Annotated in this window: 19 protein-coding genes; 11 read left to right on the forward strand and 8 right to left on the reverse strand. The window is 49.5% G+C overall.

The genetic code is table 11. The annotated features are described in order from the left end of the window. Positions 1 to 55 precede the first annotated feature (55 nt). The 4 genes from PPG34_RS07220 to PPG34_RS07235 all read right to left on the reverse strand — a co-directional run bounded on the left by PPG34_RS07220 (position 56) and on the right by PPG34_RS07235 (position 5,564). Positions 56 to 1,633: a hydantoinase B/oxoprolinase family protein gene (locus tag PPG34_RS07220; protein WP_313832501.1), complete on the reverse strand. Its 1,578-nt coding sequence runs from the start codon at positions 1,631 to 1,633 to the stop codon at positions 56 to 58. Then, positions 1,630 to 3,663, reverse strand: a complete 2,034-nt coding sequence (locus tag PPG34_RS07225) for a hydantoinase/oxoprolinase family protein (RefSeq protein ID WP_313832502.1) — start codon at positions 3,661 to 3,663, stop codon at positions 1,630 to 1,632. Before PPG34_RS07225 ends, PPG34_RS07220 begins: the two co-directional genes overlap by 4 nt. A gap of 115 nt (positions 3,664 to 3,778) precedes the next feature. Next, on the reverse strand, positions 3,779 to 5,284 hold the full coding sequence (locus PPG34_RS07230; protein ID WP_313832503.1) for an FG-GAP-like repeat-containing protein: 1,506 nt from the start codon (positions 5,282 to 5,284) through the stop codon (positions 3,779 to 3,781). A 10-nt stretch (positions 5,285 to 5,294) separates the two neighbouring features. Continuing rightward, on the reverse strand, positions 5,295 to 5,564 hold the full coding sequence (locus PPG34_RS07235; protein WP_313832504.1) for a hypothetical protein: 270 nt from the start codon (positions 5,562 to 5,564) through the stop codon (positions 5,295 to 5,297). 130 nt (positions 5,565 to 5,694) lie between these two features. Here PPG34_RS07235 and PPG34_RS07240 point away from each other — a divergent pair, with 130 nt between their 5' ends. Continuing rightward, positions 5,695 to 5,922 carry an FmdB family zinc ribbon protein gene (locus PPG34_RS07240; RefSeq protein ID WP_313832505.1) on the forward strand — a complete coding sequence of 76 codons (228 nt, stop codon included), beginning with the start codon at positions 5,695 to 5,697 and terminating at the stop codon, positions 5,920 to 5,922. A gap of 87 nt (positions 5,923 to 6,009) precedes the next feature. Here the strand turns inward: PPG34_RS07240 and PPG34_RS07245 are convergent, their stop codons facing one another. The 3 genes from PPG34_RS07245 to PPG34_RS07255 all read right to left on the reverse strand — a co-directional run bounded on the left by PPG34_RS07245 (position 6,010) and on the right by PPG34_RS07255 (position 7,663). Then, on the reverse strand, positions 6,010 to 7,005 hold the full coding sequence (locus tag PPG34_RS07245; protein ID WP_313832506.1) for an MlaA family lipoprotein: 996 nt from the start codon (positions 7,003 to 7,005) through the stop codon (positions 6,010 to 6,012). Positions 7,006 to 7,146: 141 nt separating this feature from the next. After that, the gene (locus PPG34_RS07250) at positions 7,147 to 7,356 is read right to left on the reverse strand and encodes a hypothetical protein (RefSeq protein ID WP_313832507.1); all 210 of its coding nucleotides are present in this window, start codon (positions 7,354 to 7,356) and stop codon (positions 7,147 to 7,149) included. A 112-nt stretch (positions 7,357 to 7,468) separates the two neighbouring features. After that, entirely contained in the window at positions 7,469 to 7,663 is a 195-nt protein-coding gene (locus PPG34_RS07255) for a hypothetical protein (RefSeq protein ID WP_313832508.1), read from the reverse strand. Between the two features lie 87 nt (positions 7,664 to 7,750). Between PPG34_RS07255 and PPG34_RS07260 the strand changes: the two genes are divergently transcribed. Then, positions 7,751 to 8,911, forward strand: coding sequence for a PQQ-dependent sugar dehydrogenase (locus tag PPG34_RS07260; RefSeq protein ID WP_313832509.1), 1,161 nt, complete (start codon positions 7,751 to 7,753; stop codon positions 8,909 to 8,911). Positions 8,912 to 8,937: 26 nt separating this feature from the next. Here the strand turns inward: PPG34_RS07260 and mreB are convergent, their stop codons facing one another. Further along, entirely contained in the window at positions 8,938 to 9,993 is a 1,056-nt protein-coding gene (gene mreB / locus PPG34_RS07265) for a rod shape-determining protein (protein ID WP_313832510.1), read from the reverse strand. A 297-nt stretch (positions 9,994 to 10,290) separates the two neighbouring features. On the opposite strand from mreB, the gene PPG34_RS07270 reads away from it, so the two are divergent. From PPG34_RS07270 to PPG34_RS07310, 9 genes are all read left to right on the forward strand, one after another. Then, on the forward strand, positions 10,291 to 11,730 hold the full coding sequence (locus PPG34_RS07270) for a M23 family metallopeptidase (RefSeq protein WP_313832511.1): 1,440 nt from the start codon (positions 10,291 to 10,293) through the stop codon (positions 11,728 to 11,730). A 12-nt stretch (positions 11,731 to 11,742) separates the two neighbouring features. Beyond that, positions 11,743 to 14,175 carry a DNA gyrase/topoisomerase IV subunit A gene (locus tag PPG34_RS07275; RefSeq protein ID WP_313832512.1) on the forward strand — a complete coding sequence of 811 codons (2,433 nt, stop codon included), beginning with the start codon at positions 11,743 to 11,745 and terminating at the stop codon, positions 14,173 to 14,175. Between the two features lie 192 nt (positions 14,176 to 14,367). After that, entirely contained in the window at positions 14,368 to 16,299 is a 1,932-nt protein-coding gene (locus PPG34_RS07280) for a DNA gyrase/topoisomerase IV subunit B (RefSeq protein ID WP_313832514.1), read from the forward strand. A 158-nt stretch (positions 16,300 to 16,457) separates the two neighbouring features. Next, positions 16,458 to 18,155: a SagB/ThcOx family dehydrogenase gene (locus tag PPG34_RS07285; protein WP_313832515.1), complete on the forward strand. Its 1,698-nt coding sequence runs from the start codon at positions 16,458 to 16,460 to the stop codon at positions 18,153 to 18,155. A 475-nt stretch (positions 18,156 to 18,630) separates the two neighbouring features. Next, on the forward strand, positions 18,631 to 19,110 hold the full coding sequence (locus tag PPG34_RS07290) for a urate hydroxylase PuuD (protein WP_313832516.1): 480 nt from the start codon (positions 18,631 to 18,633) through the stop codon (positions 19,108 to 19,110). A gap of 156 nt (positions 19,111 to 19,266) precedes the next feature. Continuing rightward, on the forward strand, positions 19,267 to 19,710 hold the full coding sequence (locus tag PPG34_RS07295) for a Fur family transcriptional regulator (RefSeq protein ID WP_313832517.1): 444 nt from the start codon (positions 19,267 to 19,269) through the stop codon (positions 19,708 to 19,710). A 41-nt stretch (positions 19,711 to 19,751) separates the two neighbouring features. Next, positions 19,752 to 20,177 (forward strand): rubrerythrin family protein, encoded by a 426-nt coding sequence (locus PPG34_RS07300; protein WP_313832518.1) that lies wholly within the window; start codon positions 19,752 to 19,754, stop codon positions 20,175 to 20,177. A 13-nt stretch (positions 20,178 to 20,190) separates the two neighbouring features. Beyond that, positions 20,191 to 21,540, forward strand: coding sequence for a heterodisulfide reductase-related iron-sulfur binding cluster (locus tag PPG34_RS07305; protein ID WP_313832519.1), 1,350 nt, complete (start codon positions 20,191 to 20,193; stop codon positions 21,538 to 21,540). Beyond that, positions 21,537 to 22,121, forward strand: a complete 585-nt coding sequence (locus PPG34_RS07310) for a DUF3501 family protein (RefSeq protein ID WP_313832520.1) — start codon at positions 21,537 to 21,539, stop codon at positions 22,119 to 22,121. Before PPG34_RS07305 ends, PPG34_RS07310 begins: the two co-directional genes overlap by 4 nt. The last annotated feature ends 142 nt before the right edge of the window (positions 22,122 to 22,263 follow it).

Below are 22,263 nucleotides of genomic sequence, written 5' to 3' on the forward strand. Positions count from 1 at the left end.
GTTCACTATCGTCATTATTCCCATGGTCAAAACCTGCAAGTGGAACTCAAGTATCTTACCCCTTTTCACGCCCATACCCCCCTCCCCCAGGGGTCTCAATTCGCAAACGATCACCCGCACAAACATCCAACTGAATCTTCCCCGGCAAAACCCTCTCCTCCCCATTACGAATCAAAACATTCCGACCAGTCATTCCAGGAATTCCCCCAGCCAGTCCGTAAGGTTTCGTCTGCCTGCGATCGGAAAGAATCGTGACTTGAGCCTCATGAAGAAATTCGATTTCTCGAGTCACACCTTCTCCCCCACGGTAAACTCCATCCCCACCGGTTCCTTCACGTATGCCATAGTGGATGATGCGAAAGGGATAGGCATATTCCAACGCCTCAACCGGTGTATTGAGCGTATTGGTCATATGAGAATGCACCCCACTCGCTCCGTGATGGTGATGACCAGCCCCCATGCCTCCGCCCAGCGTTTCATAATAAGCAAAGGTTCGTTGGCGTTCTGGGTCCCATCCCCCGATGGTCACATTGTTCATGGTCCCCTGACTGGCTGCCGGAACGCGATCGGGACAGGCCTGCGCCAGTGCACCAATGAGCACATCGACAATCCGTTGTGCGGTTTCGACATTGCCTGCGGCCACGGCCGCTGGACGTATGGCCTTGATGACCGAACCTTCGGGAGCCAGTACGGTCACCGGTGCCATGCACCCACTATTTCCTGGAATATCCAATCCCAATAAACAACGAAGGACATAGGCGGTTGCGGACACCGTAATCGCATACACGGCATTCACGCTCCCTTTGCATTGTGGAGCAGACCCCTCAAAATCAACCACCATTTCTTCGCCCTGAATTGTGATGGCAACAGCAATCTTAATAGGGTCGGAGTCGATCCCATCATTATCCAGATAGTCCTCATAGCGATACGTTCCATCAGGCAATGTGACAATTAATTTTCTGGTCATTCGTTCACTGTACGTAAGGAGACCTTCCATGTGCATTGAGACAACCTCTTGGCCGTACCGTTCGACAAGGGATTGAAGCCGTTCGATCCCCGTGCGATTGGCAGCTAATTGCGCGTGCAAATCTCCAGCACGCTCAATTGGAGTGCGTACATTCGCCAAAAAGAAGTCCCACAAGCCTTGATTACGTTGTCCCGCTGAAACAAGTTTGACCGCCGGAATGATGATCCCTTCCTGATAGAGTTCTCGAGACAACGGCATAGACCCTGGCGACATGCCGCCAACATCGGAATGATGCGCACGATTCGCAACAAATCCAAGCAGAACCTCCTGCCCATCGGAAACAGAAAACACCGGCGACACCAGCGTGATATCCGGCAAATGGGTCCCACCTTCATACGGATCATTAACAATGGCGACATCCCCTGAGGCAAACGTCAATCGCTTTAAGCAGGCCTGAACTGATAAGGGCATGGCCCCCAGATGCACAGGAATATGCTCAGCCTGGGCAATGAGGACCCCCTGGGCGTTAAACACGGCACAGGAGTAATCACAACGTTCTTTGATATTGGGAGAAAAAGCCGATCGTTTGAGCCGAACTCCCATTTCCTCAGCCACGGAGGCAAAGAGATGCTTAAACACCTCGAGTTGGATGGCATCGTTGCTCATGATGCTCCTGGTCCTATTTCAATGTGGACATTGCCATATTCATCTATTCGTGCCTGGTCTTTCATGCCCACCATGAGGGTCGTGTCATCTTGAATGAGCAAGGCTGGCCCTTTGATTTCATGGCCCGGCTGCAACTGCGCCCTGGCAAAATGCGGCGCAGTGACCGGCCCATCGGACAAGATAAATCGATGGGATCCAATGATCGCCTGAGAGGCATCTGAAGTTAGCACAAGGGGAAGGCGGGAAGGCGTAGGCGACTTGGTTCGACTGATTCCACGCACGCGCAGATTCACGATTTCTATGGCGGCATGATCTTGATGATATCCATAGCGTTGCTGGTGCAATGCTTCAAAGCTGGCGCAGTAGGAGGCTGAAAAGGGAACGGTCAATTCAAACGACTGCCCCAAATACCGAACATCCAGCTCACAGTTTATCTCTATATCCTCAGGTTTGACATGCTGAGACTTCAGGTCAGCCTCACATTTCTGAATCATTGGCGAAAATGATTTGTGCAATTCCTCATGAGACGGTTCATCGTCTCTCATTATAGTTTGAACGGCATCCACCCGCACATGGGCCGTCAGCATGCCATACGCGGATAACGTTGAGGCCGAAGGAGGGACCAGCACTCGACGAATTCCTATGCCTCTAGCCAAGTCACAGGCATGTACCCCACCAGCACCGCCGAACGAGACCAACACATAGTCTCTAGGATCATGCCCGCGTTCCATGGAGATGACGCGAATGGCTCGTTCCATCTGAGTATTCACCACCTGCACGATGCCCAAAGCCGCAACTTCCAACTCAGAACATCCGGCAATGGGGTTTATCGCCAGGCCTACCGTCAATCCTTTCATCGCATTGATTGAAGCTTGAACATCAAGCGGTAACTCGCCACCCAACAACCCTGTGGGTGGCAATCGACCTAATAGCAGATTAGCGTCAGTCACTGTTGGAATCTGTCCTCTTCGCCCATAACATGCTGGACCGGGATCTGCTCCTGCACTTTCAGGTCCCACACGAAGCGCACCCCCCTCATCAATTCGCGCCAAGGATCCACCGCCGGCTCCGACGGTATGAATATCAATCACGGGAACCCGAATGGGAAATCCCCCAACTTCCGTTTCCGATGTAGTTTCCAAATCTCCATCCACGAGAGATACATCCGTAGAGGTGCCGCCCATATCAAAGGTGATCAATTTGTCATGTCCAGCCAATTTGGCCACATGCAGGGCTCCTACAACACCACCGGCCGGACCGGAAAGAATCGAGCGTACACCTTGTTCACGGGCTTGGGCAGCCTGAATCCGCCCGCCATTGGATTGCATAATGTGAAACGAATGGACACTCAATTTGTCCTCAAGCTCGCCGAGGTACTGATCCAGCACCGGAGAAACATAGGCATTAACGACCGTAGTCGAGGCCCGTTCGTATTCGCGAAACTCCGGAAGCAATTCGTGCGAGGGCGTCACAAAAAATCCGGCTCGCCGAAGCCGTTCAGCGACTTGTTGCTCATGAATAGGATGCGCAAAAGAAAACAGACAACTGACGGCAACAGATTGGATATGGTTGACGTTGAGAAACTCTACAAGGGGAGGAATTTCGGTTTCATTGAGTGGAATGAGAACGTGGCCTTGATGGTCCACTCGCTCTGAAATTTCAAAACACTGCTCCGAAGGAACGAGTGGTTCTACCCCTCCACTGAACCAATCATATAAGGCTCGCCGATTTTGACGTCCCAAACGAAGCATATCTCGAAATCCCTTGGTCGTCACAAAGGCCGTCCTTGCGCCCTTTCGTTCGAGTAACGCGTTGGTCGCCACGGTGGATCCATGGATAATCGTCAGTGGCAACTCACTGGTAATTCGTGCTAAGCCTTGCAACACCGAAGTTGCGGGATTCGAAGGAGTCGAAAGAATTTTAAAGGTGGCGACCTGGTCCACGGTTTGGTCGAACACCACAAAATCCGTAAATGTTCCGCCGATGTCGATACCGATATATAATCGCTGTGGGTGATTGCCTGCAGGCATGATTCGTTCTTCCTAACGAAATTCGCAGACAAGAGCAAGAAGGGACGGACTCGCAGGCACTTTAGTTTTGAACAAATTTACAGGAAGTTCAGGTGTGGAGTCGAGGGGAAAATGGCTAACCCTTTACCTCTCCACTAAGGGAAACGATGCGAGGGCCACCAGGCGCATTGTCCCAAATGGTCAATTGGGCATGATGGGGGCGAGATTCAGATCCGGCAAAACGAATATGCAGGGAACACAGATTTCCCGTGGCTAAGGTCATTCCCGAACATGCGCCATCTTGGATGGAGAACGATTGAGAATCCGGGCCTTCGAGTACCACATCATAAATCTTTAAGGCACCTAACCCCACATTGGAAACGGTAAGTAGTTTTTCGGATTCATCAGAGGATAGCACAGTACTCGCAAATTGCACGGCATCCGTACTCAGATTGATCGAAGGAATCATCGCCTTCCCACTGAGGAGCACAGACACATCATCGGAATCACCATTGGTGGTCACGACATCGGGCAGACCATCGCCATTGAAATCTTCCACGCCCACCGAAGTGGGGGTTGCCCCAACGGCAAAATGGCCGGCTGACTGAAAAGAACCATCCCCTCTTCCCAAAAATATGGATGCGCTATTGGATGCGCGATTCGAGGCGATTAAATCCCAGTTCCCGTCGGCATTGAGATCATGAAAGGCGAGGGACATGGGACTAAATCCAACATCCAAATTTGCCGGCTTTGTGTATTTCCCTGGGGCTTCCTGTAGGAGTACTTTCAAACTGTCGGTAAACAAGCTCGCGGCTATCAGATCGAGATGCCCATCAGCGTCAAGATCTACCTGCGTCACAGCACTCAGGGTAAACCCTACTTCAATATCTTGACTGCGGACGAAATCTCCCTGGCCTTGGTTTTTCAAGACCGACACCATACCATTTGGTGTGCGCCAACTCGGTTGGCTCCAAGTCACCGTTAATTCAGGAAGACCATCGCCATCTAGATCAGCAATCGACACGCCGGTTGGAAACAATCCATGCTGATCTTGGACTTCATACTGTTTCGCCGCACTCAATCGCCCCTGCCCATCGTTCAACATCACGGATAGACTATACGGTGGATAATTCCCAAATCGGCCACTATTTGTGGCCACCACATCAGCATCGCCATCACCATCGACATCCCCAACACTCACAAAGGTGGGACCTTTGCCTGAGGGATAAAACACAGGTGGCTCGAAAAATCCATTGCCTTTTCCAAACAACACCAGAATTCCATCAGACCCAGTCTCAGCAACGATCAAATCTAATTTTCCATCTTGATTGAACTCACCTGAGGTGAGAAACATGGGACTCCGACCCACACCAAAGGAAATGCCTGAGCGAAACGTGCCATTGCCATTGCCAAACAACATGGTGACATCATCCGACCCACTATTGACCGTGGCGATATCCTGCCACCCATCGGTATTAAAATCTCCGACAGTCAAGGCCTCTGGATTCTTGCCAACATCTGCCGGCAATACGGGAGTCAATACCAGGTTTTGTGCACCCGCCGGCCCTGAAACCAAAAGAGCGACACTGACCCACAACGTCAATCTCAATCTTTGTCGGAGTTGGTCCAAACTGTGTTTCATTCAATTTCCTCTAACTTCCGTTGAGTGTCTGATCATCTCCAAACACCTTCGTCATGGCGATTTCTACTTCATCCAGGGCCGACATTCCCCGGTTTCGAATATGGGCCGACCAAGAGGGAGCATTTCGCAAGGCATTGAACACGGCCTTGATGATTTCTGGCTTAATACGGGTTTCCCAATCATTTTCCCAAGCATGGGCATCTTCTTCCCCATTATACTCCTCAGGGAATTGGGCTTCTAATTGGAACCGAAGATTGAACGTTTTTTCTTCTTGGTACATAGGGAACCTTTCCGTAAATTTTTGTTCACGTCCCACTCACGAACATATATTGTCAGATGAAGACGTACTTTTTTATAATGGGGCACGCTGATTAAGAAAGAATTCTGCTACTTAAAGGAGCACATCCACCATGCCACTATACGAATACATTTGTAAGGAATGTTCGCATCATTTTGAACTGATTGTCCATGGGTCTACGATTCCCGCCTGTCCACAATGCCAAACACAAAACCTCGACAAACAACTCTCGGCGTTTGCCGTCAGTGGGGGGGATGGAAATTTTGGGTTTGAGGGAGATCCAGGAGGCTGTGGAACCTGTGGCGACCCCAGAGGACCTGGAGCCTGCTCAATGGATTAGGAGAATACAGGATACCTAGTAATGGGTCAGTAGCGAAGGCAGGGACCTTTTCCTAAAAATGGTCAAAGGCTTTGCCTGGAGTAGCCCCTACTGACTAATATCTTTAGCGCGACGCTGAAAATATCCTGACCGTACAGCACCATACAAATCAACTGTTGACTCTTCAACCCCTTCAAACGTTTCGAGATTGAGAGACCGCTCATTTACGGTATCTTCCACGTTTAACCCAAGGTTTGGGAAAAACGGAATAAAGTAATTGAGGGGGTTTACTGCGATATCTCCGGCATAACCTACCGCATCACGAACCGTTAATGGCGGCAAAAACGGAAGTACCAGAAAGGGACCGGAGTTCATACCATATATCGCCAACGTTTGCCCTGTATCCTCGCTCGGAGGCGCCTCCGTATCAAAGACATATTTCGCGACATCAAACAGACCGGCGACCCCGATGGTCGAGTTAATCAAAAACCGTTTTGTTTCAATACCCGCACGGCCATACTTCCCTTGAAACAGGCTGTTTAAAAATCTCGTCATATAGCCCATGTTGTGAAAGGCATTTGCCATGGACCCCTGAACGTCCGGGGGCACGATGGCATTATATCCCCGAGCGACCGGCTTGAGGAAATAACGATCTACATCATAGTTGAATTGAAAAACATTGGCATTGAAGGATTCCCAGGGATCATGCACCACTATTTGAGGCCCCTCATCAAAGGGGTCCCTGTAGGTTTCAACGGAAGAACCTTCCACCACCGTCTCTGCCATTACCGGAATTCCTTCGTCTCCAACATATGGGGTGTCAGTCGAGGAGCTTGAAGGAGAGGGTTTTTCTTGGCTTGTCACTGAGGGGGAACTAGAATCCATGACTTCATTGTCCGTCCCAAAATATTGCAGGTTCGAATCGAGACTGGGGCTGGGAGGCAACGGAGGCTGCCCAATTGGAAAGGTCCCTGCAGTTCCGATCTGCGCACTCACGTTGGCCACAGGCAACCAACCCTGAATCGAAAAGAACACCCCGATGACAAGAAAGGTCCTCATCGAGAAAGACAGGGATCTCCAAAATTTCTGGTGAAACGTGGCCATGAATTCCTCCCTCATTCCATACAACCAGTTGGGCAAATTCGAGTGCTAGAAGGCAAAAACGCCGAAAACCGGACGAACTTTACCAAAAACAGATAGGTCTGGCTACTGTAGATGTTTCAGGAAGGTAATAGCAAAAACGGGCTACTCTGAGCTACCGAGCATATCATCTACCAAGGGCCGATTGAGATCTTCACACCCGATACAAATCGTATCAAAGAGAGCCTCGTGGTCGGCAACATAATTCTTTTCATCAACTAAGTTTTCCTCGTGAACTTCTTGATAGCAGGTCTCACACAATATCATGAGGCCTCGCATCACAGAAACAGTTTTCCGGCTTTGACTTCCCGCCATAAGTCACCTCTCATTTTCAATATACGTAAGTTTAGATACGTAAATATGAAAAAACCTGTCGATCTCATGAAACATGTCTCCCCGATACGTTTTTCTCGTCCCGCATTACGTTTTACGACCACCCCCGTTGTTGGGCCAGTAAAAAATCCTCGGTTTCGAGGTCAATACCACAATCTGGACATTCATAGGGCTGGTCGGGGGGAGGAATCGATAATTCCGTATTCTGGATACGTCCCTGGCAAACATGGTAATAATGTCCTCCAGAATGCTCGGAATCCAGTGGATCATTTTCAAACTTTAATATCATAATGACACTCCCTACGGTTAGTCTCTTAACAAGACCGTTTATAACAAGCGAAAGAAATCTTTCGCAATCTCGGCAAAGCACCAATTCATGAAACCCTTCAACCTCAAAGCCCCAGGACTCAATGAATTGGGGTTAGTCCTATTGTTCCTTATGGCCTTAGACAATACAGCCTTCTCATTTGCGACTCTCCCTTCTCCTTTAACGCCGATCAACCTCACTCCTGTTGTGACCAAGAACCTGGAGCAACCCGTCTTTCTCACCCATGATGGAGATCATAGCCACCGCCTGTTCATTGTGGAACAAGCCGGCAAAATTCTCATTCTCCAGAATGGAACGCTTCTGCCTACTCCGTTTCTCGATATCACTGACCGCGTGAATTTTGGTGGAGAACGTGGACTTCTCGGGCTAGCCTTTCACCCACACTTTCAAAAAAATGGTCGTTTTTTTGTGAACTATTCCAGATCCGCTGACGGAGCCACCGTCATCTCGGAATTCCACACTATCGACAAACCCAATCAGGTAAATTCCACGGAACGAGTTCTTTTAACCATCCCACAACCCTACAGTAACCATAATGGTGGAATGATTGACTTTGGTCCTGATAAATTTCTCTATATCGCCACCGGAGATGGAGGCGCCGGTGGAGACCCGGAAAATCGAGGACAAAATTTTCAAACCTTATTAGGGAAAATCCTTCGAATCGATATATCCCCCGAAGGGTCCTATTCCATCCCCAAAGACAACCCGTTCGTCGACCAGCCTAAGGGGAAGGAAATTTTTGCTTTGGGATTTCGGAATCCCTGGCGGTTTTCGTTTGACCGCACCACAGGAGATCTCTGGGTCGCGGATGTTGGGCAGAATCGTTGGGAAGAAATTGACCGTGTGGAAAAAGGAAAAAACTACGGATGGCGAATCATGGAGGGCGCCCATTGCTTCAACCCCTCGCAAGGCTGCTCCCAACGAGGACTCGTTCTTCCGGTAGCCGAATATGCCCATGAATCTGGGAGATGCTCGATCACTGGCGGGTACGTCTACCGTGGCCAGAAAATTCCAACCTTAGCAGGCACCTATATTTTTGGGGACTATTGTAGCGGGGAAATCTTGGGCTTGGTGGATCACCAAGTCACCGTCTTACTTTCGACGGGACTCAACATTTCTTCATTTGGAGAAGATGCAGAAGGAGAATTATATGCCGTTGACCACCGGGGAGGTATATATCAGATTACTCCCAGACTACTCACGAAGTAATTCGGTGCTCATGCAGAAACGGCCAGTTATGAATATGCGTTATCCCTCTCCGATGAGAGTAAAGCGACCTTCTTGAAAAGCTCGATTTCATCCAGAACTTTTCCTACCCCTAATACCACCGACGTCAGGGGATCATCCACCGTAATAATAGGCAGATTCGTTTCTTCTTGAAATCGTGTTGCCAAGCCCGGAAGCAAAGATCCACCGCCGGTAATCACCACCCCCCGATCGATAATATCTCCCGCCAATTCTGGCGGGGTATTTTCCAACGACGTTCGAAGCGCGTTGATAATTGCGTGAATCGGTTCTTCTAACGCCTCGCGAATTTCCGAATCGTTCACGACAACCGTGCGAGGGATTCCGGAAATCATATCACGCCCCTTCACCATCATGGTTTTTCGTTCTTCCAGGGGATAAGCCGACCCGACTTCCATTTTGACTTTCTCGGCCATATGATCGCCAATCAATAAATTATATCGACGTTTGATATACCCCATAATGGCGTCATCCATTTGGTCGCCGGCCACTTTGACGGATTCACTACACACGATACCGCCCAAGGAAATAACAGCGATATCCGTCGTCCCGCCACCAATATCCACCACCATGTTCCCCGACGGCTCCGTAATCGGCAGTCCCGCGCCAATGGCGGCAGCCACAGGTTCTTCAATCAAATAGACTTCGCGAGCCCCGGCATGGGTCGCGGATTCTCGAACGGCTCGTTGCTCGACCTCGGTAATTCGCGAGGGCACGCCAATAATACATCGTGGCCGGACAAACGAATTACGATTGTGTGCCTTGGTAATAAAATACTTCAGCATCTTTTCGGTCATGGCAAAGTCGGCAATCACCCCTTCTTTAATTGGGCGAATCGCGACAATATTTCCTGGAGTTCGGCCAACCATCCGCTTGGCTTCAACCCCAACCGCTAAGACAGAATTGGTTTGTTTTTCTATGGCGACCACCGAAGGTTCGCTTAAGATAATCCCTCGCCCACGAACGTACACGAGCGTCGTCGCGGTTCCGAGATCAATGGCCAAATCACTTGAAAACCAGCCTAACAGGTCACCAGCAAAGCCCACGGTTGCTCCTTTGGAAAATGGGGTTCGTTTTTTTTCCTAGTTGTATTGAAAGCCGACAAATTCGAAAAAGACTCAAGAAAAATACCGGGTTCATAGCCTCTGGCGCCTTCGGGCACCATGAAACCCATTCTCGCCGAATTTCCAATTAAGTCAAGGAGGAAATTCGGGATTGAGGGAATTCTCCTCCTCGTACCTTGTCGTCAACCTCGGGAATTGACTTCCTGTTCCTCGTATAAAAAAAGAGGACGAATGATTTTCTGTTGACGGAATTATCATATCTTGATATTCCCCATACACGTGAATAAAAAAATCGTATTTTATCTGTTAGCACTGGCCATCGTCGCGGCCTACCTCGCGCTGGTTGGCTCTATTCGGTGGGGAGATGACATTCCTCCCACCATTACCCTAGAGCGTCCTCTGGAACTTGTCGGTCCCACCACACCCCTGAAGATACACATTGAAGATGAGGGAACCGGGCTTCAAGAGATTTCCGTTCGGCTTGTTCAAAATCTGGAAACTTTCACGTTAGCCGAAGAACGCTTTCCTTCCCATGGCGCCTTGTCTTTGGAGGGTGGCACGCAGCATAGTTACAACCTGGATATTATCCCATTTGGTGATGACCGCCTTCCTAAACGCCGTGGCGTGGCTTCACTGGTTATTACCGCAAGAGATTATTCTTGGCGTGGATTCTTTGAGGGAAACTGGACACAGGTTAATCAAGACTTTACCGTTAAATTTACGCCTCCAAAATTAGGGGTACTCTCCCCACCATTACCCATTGCCCAAGGTGGAGCTGGCGTAGTGTTCTTCCGGGTTTCCGACGATGCCAAACATTTTGGGGTCCAAATCGGGGAGGCCTTTTTTCCTGGCTATTCCATACCTGGGGATGAATTTAATTATTTTTCGCTGATCGTCTTTCCCCACGACCTTCCAGCCAAAACACCCGTTCAGCTTATCGCAGATGATGGGCTCGGGAACAATGCCACCCAAGACATTGCCATCAAGATCCTGCCGAAAAAATGGCGGTCCCGAAATATCAACATTTCCGATCGATTTATTCAACAGACCGTCCTCCCGATAATTGCCAACACCGAGGGACTAGAGGACCGTGGCGACCCCCTTGAAAACTTCCTGCAAGTGAATAATGGTTTACGGACCACCAATGCGAACCAGCTTAAAGAGTTGGCCACTTCCAGCAAACCTGAATTCATGTGGAATGGGGGGTTTGTGCAATTGTCCAACTCCCAAGTCGAGGCCGCATTCGCCGATCATCGCAGGTATGTGTATCAAGGAAAAGTCGTGGACACCCAATACCATTTGGGATTTGACCTTGCCGTCACCAGGCAATATCCCGTCGAAGCCGCCAATGATGGCATGGTCGTCATGGCCGACTACTTCGGCATTTATGGCAACACCATTGTCATTGACCACGGGTATGGACTGCAATCATTGTATGCCCATTTGTCCTCATTTGATGTCAAAAAGGGAGATTATGTCCGCAAAGGACAAATGATTGCCCGCTCAGGAATGACCGGATTGGCAGCCGGCGATCACCTGCATTTCAGCTTGCTAGTACATGGCATCCAGACCAATCCTATTGAGTGGTGGGACCCGGCCTGGGTGCAATCACACATCAGTGAACATCTGCGAAAAAATGATCCTGTCGATCCCGCGAAGTTACTCCCAGGGCAGCTTCCCCCTTCGCCCTTTCCCTATGCGCCCCCGCCCAAATTTTAGAAAAGCCGGGTCATGGCACGAAAACCTCGCACACCCAAAGATGGAAACACCGTGAGTGAACACGTCACCACGGTCCCGCTCGACGAAACCACGCGACAGCGATACCTGAACTATGCCCTGTCCGTCATCACCTCACGCGCGCTGCCTGACGTGAGGGATGGCCTCAAGCCCGTCCAACGCCGAATTTTATTTTCGATGTTTCACAACCATCGGCTTGTGCCGGAACGCCCGCCGATCAAAAGCGCCAAAGTGGTCGGATCGGTCATCGGTGAATGGCATCCCCATGGCGACTCGGCAGTCTACGATGCCATGGCGCGAATGGCTCAATGGTGGTCACTTCGCGCTCCACTGGTTGATGGACATGGCAACTTCGGAAGTTTGGATGGCGATCCTCCAGCCGCCTATCGTTACACCGAGGCTAAACTCACACCAATTGCCATTGAACTCCTGAGCGAACTCAACAAAGACACAGTTAATTTTCAGGCTAACTATGATGGCAAGGATGAAGAGCCGCTTGTCCTGCCGTCTCGATTTCCCAATCTCCTAGTCAACGGCTCCACCGGCATTGCCGTGGGCATGGCCACCAACATTCCCCCACATAATCTAAGCGAAGTCATTGAAGGCGCCATTGCCTTGATAGATGATCGCAACCTTTCAGTTTCTGATTTAATGAAATCGATCAAAGGTCCAGACTTTCCCACGGGCGGCGAAATCCTTAACAATCGCACCGAGCTACGGGAGATTTATGAAACCGGCCAAGGATCCATCCGCTTGCGTGGAGAATATACAGTTCAAGAAAAAGCCAATGGCCAAGCTGAGATATTGCTGACATCGATACCCTTTGCCGTGGATAAATCCACCATCCTTGAACGCATCGGCGAACTCATCGTAACCAGAAAAGTGCCGCAACTGGTCGATGTCCGAGATGAATCCACCACCGATGTCCGCATTGTCCTCGAAGTTCAAAAAGGGGCAGACCCACAATTGGCCATGGCCTATTTGTTTAAGAATACGCCGCTTCAAAATAATTTCTCCGTCAACCTTACCTGTTTGATCCCCACGACAGGAACGACGACCACCCGTCCACAATGTTTGAACCTGAAAGATTTCCTCGAACAATTCATCGACTTTCGCTTTGAAACCGTCAAGCGTCGATTTTCGTATGACCTGCGCATTTTGGAACAACGCATTCATATTCTGGCAGGCTTCAAAACTATCTTTGATGCGTTAGACCAAGTTCTTAAAATTATTCGGCAAAGCGAGGGCAAGGCAGACTCGGCGGAAAAACTCAAACGCCGGTTTAATCTTGATGACATCCAAACGAACGCCATTTTGGAAACGCCGATTTACAAACTCTCCCGCACCGAAATCAAAAAAATGTTGAATGAATTGGCAGACAAAAAGAAACAAGCCAAAGATCTGCAAACGCTTCTGGCTTCAAAAACCAAACTCTGGAACGAAGTCAAAAAAGAATTGGAAGAGGTGTCCAGTACATATGGCGACAAACGGAGGAGCAAAATCGGTCGCCGCCAAACCGAGGAATTGGAATTTGATCCCGAAGCCTATATCGTCAAGGAAGATGCGGTCATTACCATTTCTACCGACGGCTGGATTCGTCGCGTGGGCATGGTGAAGGATTTATCCAAAGCCCGGCTTCGCGAAGGCGACGCTCTCTTAGCCGCCCTCATCGGCAGCACGGTCGATACCATCGTCTGCTTTTCGAATTTTGGGAGCGCGTACACCCTTCGTATCGGAGACATCCCCCCTGCGCGAAGCGGCTACGGTGACCCCGCACAAAAACTGTTTAAGTTTAAGGACGGGGAACGTATCATCGCCGCCCTGAGCTTAGATCCTCGGTTCTATATCATTCCCCAAGAACTCAAGAAAAAGAAAGCCCCAGTCCTCCCACTCTTTGATGGCGCGGCTACAGGACCAGACGAACCGGTATCCCTGGGGCAAGTCATCGGCGTTTCCTCTACCGGAATGGGTGTGCGTTTCGACTTGGCACCCTTCAAGGAGCCGTCCACACGACTCGGCCGAAAATTCATGAAGGTGCGTGAGAGGGAAGAAGTCGTGCATGTCGAAGCCATCAGCCTCACCTCAAAAACACCCATCCTCAGTGTGGTGTCGCAAAAAGGCCGCGTGCTGTTGTGCAAGGCCGAGGAAGTAGGCGTGCTCTCCGGCCCGGGCCGGGGCGTGACTGTGATGAAACTCGATTCTTCCGATCGTCTCTTGGCATCTCGCCTGCTTTATGAAAAAGACGATCAACTCATCGCCCTTAAACAAGAAGGCGCAAAACTCCCCATTTCCATCAGAAAGTATCAACCTGTGGGCCGCGGCGGGAAAGGGCATGCCCTGTTCAAACGCGGCAGCCTCAAAGGCGTCCAAACCTTACCCGTCGAACTTCCCGTCCTTGACTCAGAGAATGGTAAGAACGGCAAATGAGTCAGTATCCGACTTTTAATTTTCCCGATATTTCTATTTTTGATTCTTGATTTGGTTTAGCGGGGCCAAAACCCGCATAAATACACCCTCTCCTTGACAACCATCACAAAGTCGCTACATTACCTCCCCGGGAAACAGCCGCTTGAAAAAAAATTCTCATGAAACATTTTCAAAGACCTGTAAGGAACGTACATGGCCAAGAAGTATGACGCGAGTGACATAGTTGTTCTCGAAGGCATTGAGCCGGTGCGGAAGCGGCCGGCGATGTATATCGGCGGGACGGACAAGACTGGACTGCACCACCTCGTGTGGGAAATTTTGGATAACGGAATCGATGAGGTCATTAACGGATACGCCACCACCATTATGGTTGAACTCGATAAAAATCGGAATGGGATTCGCCTCACGGATAATGGGCGCGGCATCCCCGTCGACCTGCACAAGAAACACAAAAAGTCTGCTTTGGAAATTATTATGACTACGCTGCACGCGGGCGGGAAATTTGAAACCGGTAGCTATATTCATTCCGGTGGATTACATGGAGTCGGCGCATCAGTGGTGAATGCCCTCTCGGTCCACCTAGAGGTTACTGTGAAACGCGACGGTCGGGAATGGACACAATCCTACAAGGCGGGCAAACCTCAAGGCTCGGTGAAAAAGGGAGCCGCCGTGCGTGGTACCGGCACATCGGTATATTTTCGTCCTGACCCCGCCATTTTTGGAAAGCACACGGCGTTTGACCCAACACTTTTAAAAGATACCCTCGAAGCCAAATCCTATCTGCACAAAGGTCTCAAAATTACGTTTAAAGATGGGACCACTGGAGAAACTCACCACTTCGTGCATGAACAAGGCATTGAGGAATACCTGACCAAACTCGTCAAAGACCGTGGCAAACGACCGACGGCGGACTTTGTGTTTTATTTGGATAAAAAATTACAAAACAACGTGGGTAATGGAGACGGCTTTGCCATGGAAGTCGCTTTGCAATGGACGGATGAACCGGCGGAATTCATTCGGAGCTATGTGAATGGTGTGGCCACGGTAAGCGGCGGAACCCATGAGTTGGGGTTGCGCGCAGGAATCGTCAAAGCGGTACGCAATTATATGGACACGCACAATCTCACGCCAAAGGGCCTCAGCATCCAAGCGGAAGATATTCGTGAAGGCTTGGCTGTCGTCTTGAGTGTGCTGATTTTGAATCCTCAATTCCAGGGCCAAACCAAAGAACGCCTCAATAACCCTGAAGTACAGAGCCTCGTGGACAATACGATTCGACCGGCGTTAGAAAATTTTTTAAACGTGAATAAAACGATTGCTGAAACACTCGTCGGACGCATGATTCTTGCGGCGCGCGCGCGCGAGGCCTCACGGGAAGCGTCAAAAGCCGTGATGCGGAAGTCTGCCGTGAGCCATCGACTAAACTTGCCAGGAAAACTCACCGATTGCCAAAGCACAGACCCCGGCATCAGCGAATTGTTTGTGGTCGAAGGAGACTCCGCCGGAGGCACCGCCAAACAAGGCCGCGATTTAAAAACCCAAGCGATTTTCCCCATCAGAGGAAAAGTCCTGAACACTGAAGAACTCACACTCGGCAAAGTCGTCGAAAATAAAGAACTCGCGGATTTGGTCAAAGTCCTGGGCTGTGGGATTGGGAAAGACTTTGATCTGAAGAAACTACGCTATCACAAAATAGTGTTGCTCATGGATGCGGATATCGATGGCTATCACATCAGCACCTTACTCCTCACGTTCTTTTTCCGGCATATGTCAGAATTGATCAAACATGGCCACGTGTTTATTGCCCAACCACCGTTGTATCGCATCGACATCGGCAAGGAAGTGCTTTGGGCAGGGTCGGATGAAGAAAAGGAACGTGTTCTTTCTGAGGCTCGCTCCAACGCCAAACCAACTATTAGTCGATTCAAAGGACTCGGTGAAATGTTCCCTCAACAATTGAAAGAAACCACACTCAACCCCGCTACCCGCCGACTCCTCAAAGTTGAGCTTCAAGATGAACTCCACACTGACCGCACCTTCCACGACCTCATGGGCAAACGCACAGAGGCACGCTACGAATTTTTGATGGCCAATGCCACGCTCGCGGACAACCTCGACGTATAGTCTCCGTCAGTGTTCAATTGGTTTTATAGTTAATTTTATATGCAAGGGGCACCCCCCTAAGTTAATCTTGGATTCTCGATTAAAAATGTCGGGAATGACAAACCTCACCTACTTCTCTCTTTGTCAGCCTAGCCTATGGCCTGTAGAATCTCACATCTATGGAACCCATTGAAATTGTCAAACAGTATCATGAGCAAACCAAGCATGAGTTTAATCGCTATGCGAGATCTCTTGGCTACATGGATTGGGCAAACCAGCCTGACCCCTTCCGACGATATGAAGGCGCAGCACTTTTTAAGCTCCCATTGCTCACTGCGGATGACGCCCCAGTGGCTCCTTCTTATGAATCGCTCTATTCACCAGAAACGATTTCTCCTCAGCCTTTAAATCTGAACAGCCTTTCCCGATTGTTTGAATACAGCCTCTCGCTTACGGCATGGAAAGAATATGGTGGAAATCGCTGGGCCTTACGCAGCAATCCTTCCAGCGGTAATTTGCATCCGACGGAAGGCTATCTACTGATTCGAGACGAGAAAAATCTTTCGTTGGAACCAGGGCTGTATCACTATGCACCCAAAGAACATGGCCTTGAATATCGAATGCGGGCATCGAATGAGTGTCTTGAGGAATTGCTCCAGCCGTTTCCACCGCAAACCTTTCTCATCGGGCTCAGTTCAATTCATTGGCGTGAAGCCTGGAAGTATGGCGAGCGCGCGTTTCGTTACTGCCAACATGACATCGGCCATGCCATTGGAACACTGCGCATCGCCGCAGCTACATTAGGCTGGCGCGTCTTTTTGCTTTCTGGTCTTGATGATCCTACGGTCGGGAGGCTTCTCGGATTGAATCGGTTGGATGAATTTGAGCGAGCCGAACCGGAACTGCCTGAACTGATTTGTGTGGTCTGCCCTACACTCGATCCTCATCTAGAATTAATGCCGCTGACCCTTAATGAATCCGCTGTCGAGAACTGTGTGCAAGACGACTGGCAGGGCAAAGCCAATCGGTTGAGTCGTGACAATCCGATTCCGTGGGAAATTATTGATGAGGTCACGAAGGCTTCGTGGAAATATGCTTCAGAACAAAGCCTTCTCCCTCTCCCCCCCTCCTTTCACACCACAGAGCCTACTAGCAATACTGAGCGCCCCCAAGTTTCGGCACACCAAATCGTTCATCAGCGACGCAGTGCTGTAGCATTTGATGGCGTGACATCGATTTCTGCGGACCAGTTTTTTTCGATGCTCGACCGAGTATTTCCCAACTCAGACCGACTCATTTCTCAACGACCCATGCCGTGGGATTCAATTCCTTGGGATCCCACCATTCACCTTGCCCTCTTTGTGCATCGAGTGGATGGCTTGGCTCCAGGAATGTACTTGTTTCTTCGACATGCCAATCCGACACTCAAAGATACCTTTCGGGAATCCATGCACGAGCAGTTCGAATGGACCACTCCAGAAAATTGTCCAACCCATCTTCCGCTCTATTTGTTAGAAGAAGGCAATGCCCAACGCATCGCCATCCAATTGAGCTGCACGCAAGAGATTGCTGGCGCCAGCGCGTTTTCTTTGGGCATGATTGCTGAGTTCGATCCTTCATTAGAAAAACATGGACCGTGGTTTTATAAACGCTTGTTTTGGGAATCCGGGCTTATTGGACAAGTGCTCTACTTAGAGGCCGAAGCTGTGGGTGTTCGTGCCACCGGCATCGGCTGTTTTTTTGACGATCCCGTCCATCGAGTCCTTGGGTGGTATCCCAAAACCCAATTTCAATCCTTGTACCACTTTACCGTTGGTGGCCCTGTAGAGGATCATCGTCTCACAACATTGCCACCCTATGACGATCAAGACCCCTAATTACCCTTGCCGCTCTGTTCAAATGGGCATTTCTAGGCCATTCCAAAAATTCGAAATCCGAATATCGAAATCCTAAAATAGTAGGAATGACCAAAATTGAAAATTTGAATTTAGAATTTTGGATTTGTTTCGAAATTCGACATTCGAGTTTCCAATTGACTCTGCCCAGGGTTTAGGAATCTCTTGCAGTCACCCCCTGGAATAGGATAGGGTATTTTCCTAACCAGTTTGAGTGGGCGTGTCCACGTCATTTCCAAGACGACCCTAGGCCGGTCAATCGGAACGCTCAATACCAGAACACAATGATGCATGCTGTACAACATAAAAGGAGGCAACCATGAATCCACTCGACTCGATCCCTGGAACGATCACGGCAGGGTTCGTGCTAACGGTCGTGTTATATTTTGTCGTCAAAATGCTCGTCTGATTCACGACGCTATATTATTGATTTGATTCCAACGAAAGAGGATACGATATGGAAAGCTTGTTAGCATGGGGACACTATCTCACGGGCATCACGTGGATCGGAATTTTGTACTATTTTAATTTTATCCAAGTGCCATTTCTGGGGAAGGTCACCCCAGAAACGAAAGGCGAAGCCTTCAAACATTTAGTTCCTAACGCACTTTGGTGGTTTCGTTGGGGGGCTCTGGGGACCTGGCTATTTGGCGCGATTCTTTTAATGAACCAAGGCCGCTTTGGGTCCGCCTTTGCATTACAAGGCCAAGATGCTGTGATTGGCATGGGCGCGTGGTTAGGAACCATTATGCTTTTCAATGTTTGGGGAATTATTTGGCCCAATCAGAAAAAAGTGCTGGGTATCAAAGAAGCCACAGCCGATGAGAAAAAAGCCGCTGGACGCGTCGCGCTGATGGCGTCTCGCACCAACACCATGCTCTCCATTCCTATGCTGTTTTTCATGGCCAACTCTGGGCATGCTTCAGGGCTATTTTAACTAAGCCATACCGCTGAAAGGGGCCGGAGCAATTCCGGCCCCTTTTCTTCTTTTTATTTTTTAACAGCCTCACCAATGTCGTTGCGTTCCCACACCAAACCCTTGACCTTTTTTAGGCTGCCTGTTAAATAGTAATTATTCCTAACAAGGAACATTATGACTATTTCGCAGGAAGACATTCGGACACGATTTAAATCGCATGGCTTGAAGGTGACCCCGCAACGGGCTGCGATTTACAAGGCTCTCGCTGAGACCACAAGCCATCCGACTGCCGAAACTCTTTTTCAGCAGGTCTCCAAAGACTATCCGATGATTTCGCCAAATACCGTGTACTATACCCTCTCCACGTTAAAAGGCGCGGGATTAGTCAAAGAGGTAAATTATTGGCACGACGGCGCTCGATTCGATGCCAACGTCACGCCTCACCATCATTTGATTTGCTTGGGTTGCCGCGCCATTTTCGACATTGAGGATCGAGTGTTAAATCAAATCCAACACAAAGCGAAGCTTCCCAAACACTTTCAGGTTTTGAGTCATCAAGTGGAATTTTATGGATACTGTGCCTCATGCCAAAAGGCACAGCTCCCACACAAGAAGTAAGTTCACTCGTTATCGTCACTATCTTTTACAAGGAGGATCCTATGGGCGGTCTTAAAGGAACCAAAAGCCATGACAATCTCAAAGCGGCATTTGCCGGTGAATCTCAAGCGAACCGACGGTATCTGTATTTCGCGCGTCGGGCGGACATCGAAGGTTACCCTGATGTCGGCGGATTATTTCGTGATACATCAGAAGCCGAAACTGGCCATGCGTTTGGCCATTTAGATTTTCTTAAGGAAGTCGGTGATCCCGCCACTGATGTTCCGATTGGCAACACCGAAGCCAACCTTAAAGCGGCGATTGAAGGGGAAACCTACGAATACACGCAGATGTATCCTGGAATGGCTAAAACCGCACGGGAAGAAGGATTCGAGGAATTAGCCGAATGGTTTGAAACCTTGGCCAAGGCCGAGCGGTCCCATGCCAACCGGTTCACCAAAGGATTGGACTCGTTGAAAAACGCGTAATCGTTTTTGTTAGGTGAAGCGGAGCAGCGATGCTGCTCCGCTTCTCTTTTTTCCTTTTCTTCACTTAAAGCTTGAAGGCATTGTGAAAGGCATACATCTTATCTCTACGGATTGGACGCGTTCGGACCTCGAACAAGAAACCAATCGTATTTTTGACATCTGCGATGGATGCCGCCGATGTTTTAACCTGTGCCCATCATTCAATACGCTCCTTGATCGGATTGACGAATACCAGAGTGACATTTCGAAAATCACTGCGGCTGACTACGAACAAGTTGAGAAGGAATGCTATTACTGCAAGCTCTGCTTTAATCATTGTCCGTATACGCCCCCTCATGAATATGAGATCGACTTTCCCCGCCTGATGGCAGCCTGGAAAAAGCAACGGGTTCAGGAGCAGGGCGCTTCCTGGCGCGATCGACTGCTAATCAAGACCGACTTGATTGGCCGACTCGGGGGAATGACCGCCTCGCTCACGAATTGGGCACTTTCAACCCCCTGGCTGCGCGGATTGATCGAAACCATGATCGGGCTTCATCGTGAGCGACAGGTTCTATTTTTTTCCAAGGAAAGTTTCCCTCAATGGTGGAGAAAACGGACTGCCACTACCTCCCAATCTTCAGCCGCACGTAAAGTCGTCCTCTTTCCCAGTTGCATGGTGAATTACCAAGCCACCGATATTGGGAAAGCCACTGTGCAGGTCTTAGAAAAAAATGGCGTAGAAGTCGTAGTCCCCGAAGGACAACGGTGCTGCAGCATGCCCTCCTTCGATATCGGCGACACCGATACCATGGTGCAGACGGCTCAACACCACTTAAAGATTTTTCAACCGTATCTTGAGCAGGGCTATGACTTGGTAGTTCCCACCCCCAGTTGCAGCTTAATGTTTAAACGGGAATATCCCTATTTGGTCTCGTCCCCAGCGATGACCAAGCTTGCGGAACGGACCTTTGATATCTGTGAGTATTTGATGTTTCTCAAAAAAGATGGGACCCTTTCGCTTGAATTCACGCAAACCAAGCAACGTATCGCGTATCAAGTACCTTGCCATTTGCGCGATCAAAACATCGGGTTTAAATCCAAAGAACTCATGGAGCTCACCGGGGCTCAGGTTGAACTCATTGAGAAATGTTCAGGACATGACGGCTCCTGGGGAGCCAAAACAGAATTTTTTGACCTGTCCATGAAAATCGCGAAAAAAGCAGTCCGGCCTATTCTCAACAGCGAACCAAATCTGGTAGCTTCGGATTGCCCGCTTTCGGCGCTCCAGCTTGATCAGGCCGGCGCAACACCTCCCAGTATCAAAAGCCCAACCCAACATCCCATTCAGATCGTTCGGGATGCCTACGGGTTACCCTCATGAAACCGCTGACTCAATCCGACCTTCTATCCCATGCTGACTATGAGGCTCAGCGCCCGACTTATCGGCAACAAATTATTGCTTTGAAGAAGCGGCGGCGCATTGAAGTTGGCCCCCTCGTGACGTTGCTTTTTGAAAACCGGGAAACTCTCAAATCTCAGATTCAAGAGATGGTGCGTGCGGAACGTATCTTTGAGGAGTCCAAAATTCAGGATGAACTGGATGTATACAACGCCATTCTGCCTCAACCTGGAGAATTGAGTGCCACGCTTATGATTGAAATTACCGAGGACGATCGTATCAAGACCGTTCTCGATTCCTTTCAAGGATTCGACCGCTCAGAGAGCCTCTCCATCAGAGTAGACAATGAAGCAGTGTATGCACAATTTGAAGCCGGGCATAGCAAAGAGGACAAAATCAGCGCGGTTCATTTTATTCGTTTTTCAGTTCCTCCAGCCTTTACCCAACTCCTTCAAAACCCTAGGGCGAATGTCTCCATTCAGGTCGCCCATGAGCACTACGTCGCTGAGGCCAAAGTACCGGAGGAAATGAAAGACGAATGGCTAAAAGACCTTGCGTCCTGATTTTTCTACGTTTTTTCACGAATTTTCCTATAAAAAATTGACAACCACCCAGGGGGTGGTTATCATTGATTCTCATAGGGGTTTTCCCTCGATTTGACTTGAAAAGAGGGAAAGAGACTGAGGAATTCACTCACACATATTG

The sequence above is a fragment of the Candidatus Nitronereus thalassa genome (assembly GCF_032191465.1).
GTDB classification, from domain to species: Bacteria; Nitrospirota; Nitrospiria; order Nitrospirales; family UBA8639; genus Nitronereus; species Nitronereus thalassa.

Bases quoted from the DNA above. Each gene is read 5' to 3' on its own strand.
- PPG34_RS07260 (WP_313832509.1), top strand. From the start codon at position 7,751: ATGAAACCCTTCAACCTCAAAGCCCCAGGACTCAATGAATTGGGGTTA.
- PPG34_RS07280 (WP_313832514.1), top strand. From the start codon at position 14,368: ATGGCCAAGAAGTATGACGCGAGTGACATAGTTGTTCTCGAAGGCATT.
- PPG34_RS07240 (WP_313832505.1), top strand. From the start codon at position 5,695: ATGCCACTATACGAATACATTTGTAAGGAATGTTCGCATCATTTTGAA.
- PPG34_RS07225 (WP_313832502.1), bottom strand. From the start codon at position 3,663: ATGCCTGCAGGCAATCACCCACAGCGATTATATATCGGTATCGACATC.
- PPG34_RS07290 (WP_313832516.1), top strand. From the start codon at position 18,631: ATGGAAAGCTTGTTAGCATGGGGACACTATCTCACGGGCATCACGTGG.
- PPG34_RS07300 (WP_313832518.1), top strand. From the start codon at position 19,752: ATGGGCGGTCTTAAAGGAACCAAAAGCCATGACAATCTCAAAGCGGCA.
- PPG34_RS07275 (WP_313832512.1), top strand. From the start codon at position 11,743: ATGGCACGAAAACCTCGCACACCCAAAGATGGAAACACCGTGAGTGAA.
- PPG34_RS07285 (WP_313832515.1), top strand. From the start codon at position 16,458: ATGGAACCCATTGAAATTGTCAAACAGTATCATGAGCAAACCAAGCAT.
- PPG34_RS07250 (WP_313832507.1), bottom strand. From the start codon at position 7,356: ATGGCGGGAAGTCAAAGCCGGAAAACTGTTTCTGTGATGCGAGGCCTC.
- PPG34_RS07295 (WP_313832517.1), top strand. From the start codon at position 19,267: ATGACTATTTCGCAGGAAGACATTCGGACACGATTTAAATCGCATGGC.
- PPG34_RS07220 (WP_313832501.1), bottom strand. From the start codon at position 1,633: ATGAGCAACGATGCCATCCAACTCGAGGTGTTTAAGCATCTCTTTGCC.
- PPG34_RS07245 (WP_313832506.1), bottom strand. From the start codon at position 7,005: ATGGCCACGTTTCACCAGAAATTTTGGAGATCCCTGTCTTTCTCGATG.
- PPG34_RS07310 (WP_313832520.1), top strand. From the start codon at position 21,537: ATGAAACCGCTGACTCAATCCGACCTTCTATCCCATGCTGACTATGAG.
- PPG34_RS07230 (WP_313832503.1), bottom strand. From the start codon at position 5,284: ATGAAACACAGTTTGGACCAACTCCGACAAAGATTGAGATTGACGTTG.
- PPG34_RS07235 (WP_313832504.1), bottom strand. From the start codon at position 5,564: ATGTACCAAGAAGAAAAAACGTTCAATCTTCGGTTCCAATTAGAAGCC.
- PPG34_RS07255 (WP_313832508.1), bottom strand. From the start codon at position 7,663: ATGATATTAAAGTTTGAAAATGATCCACTGGATTCCGAGCATTCTGGA.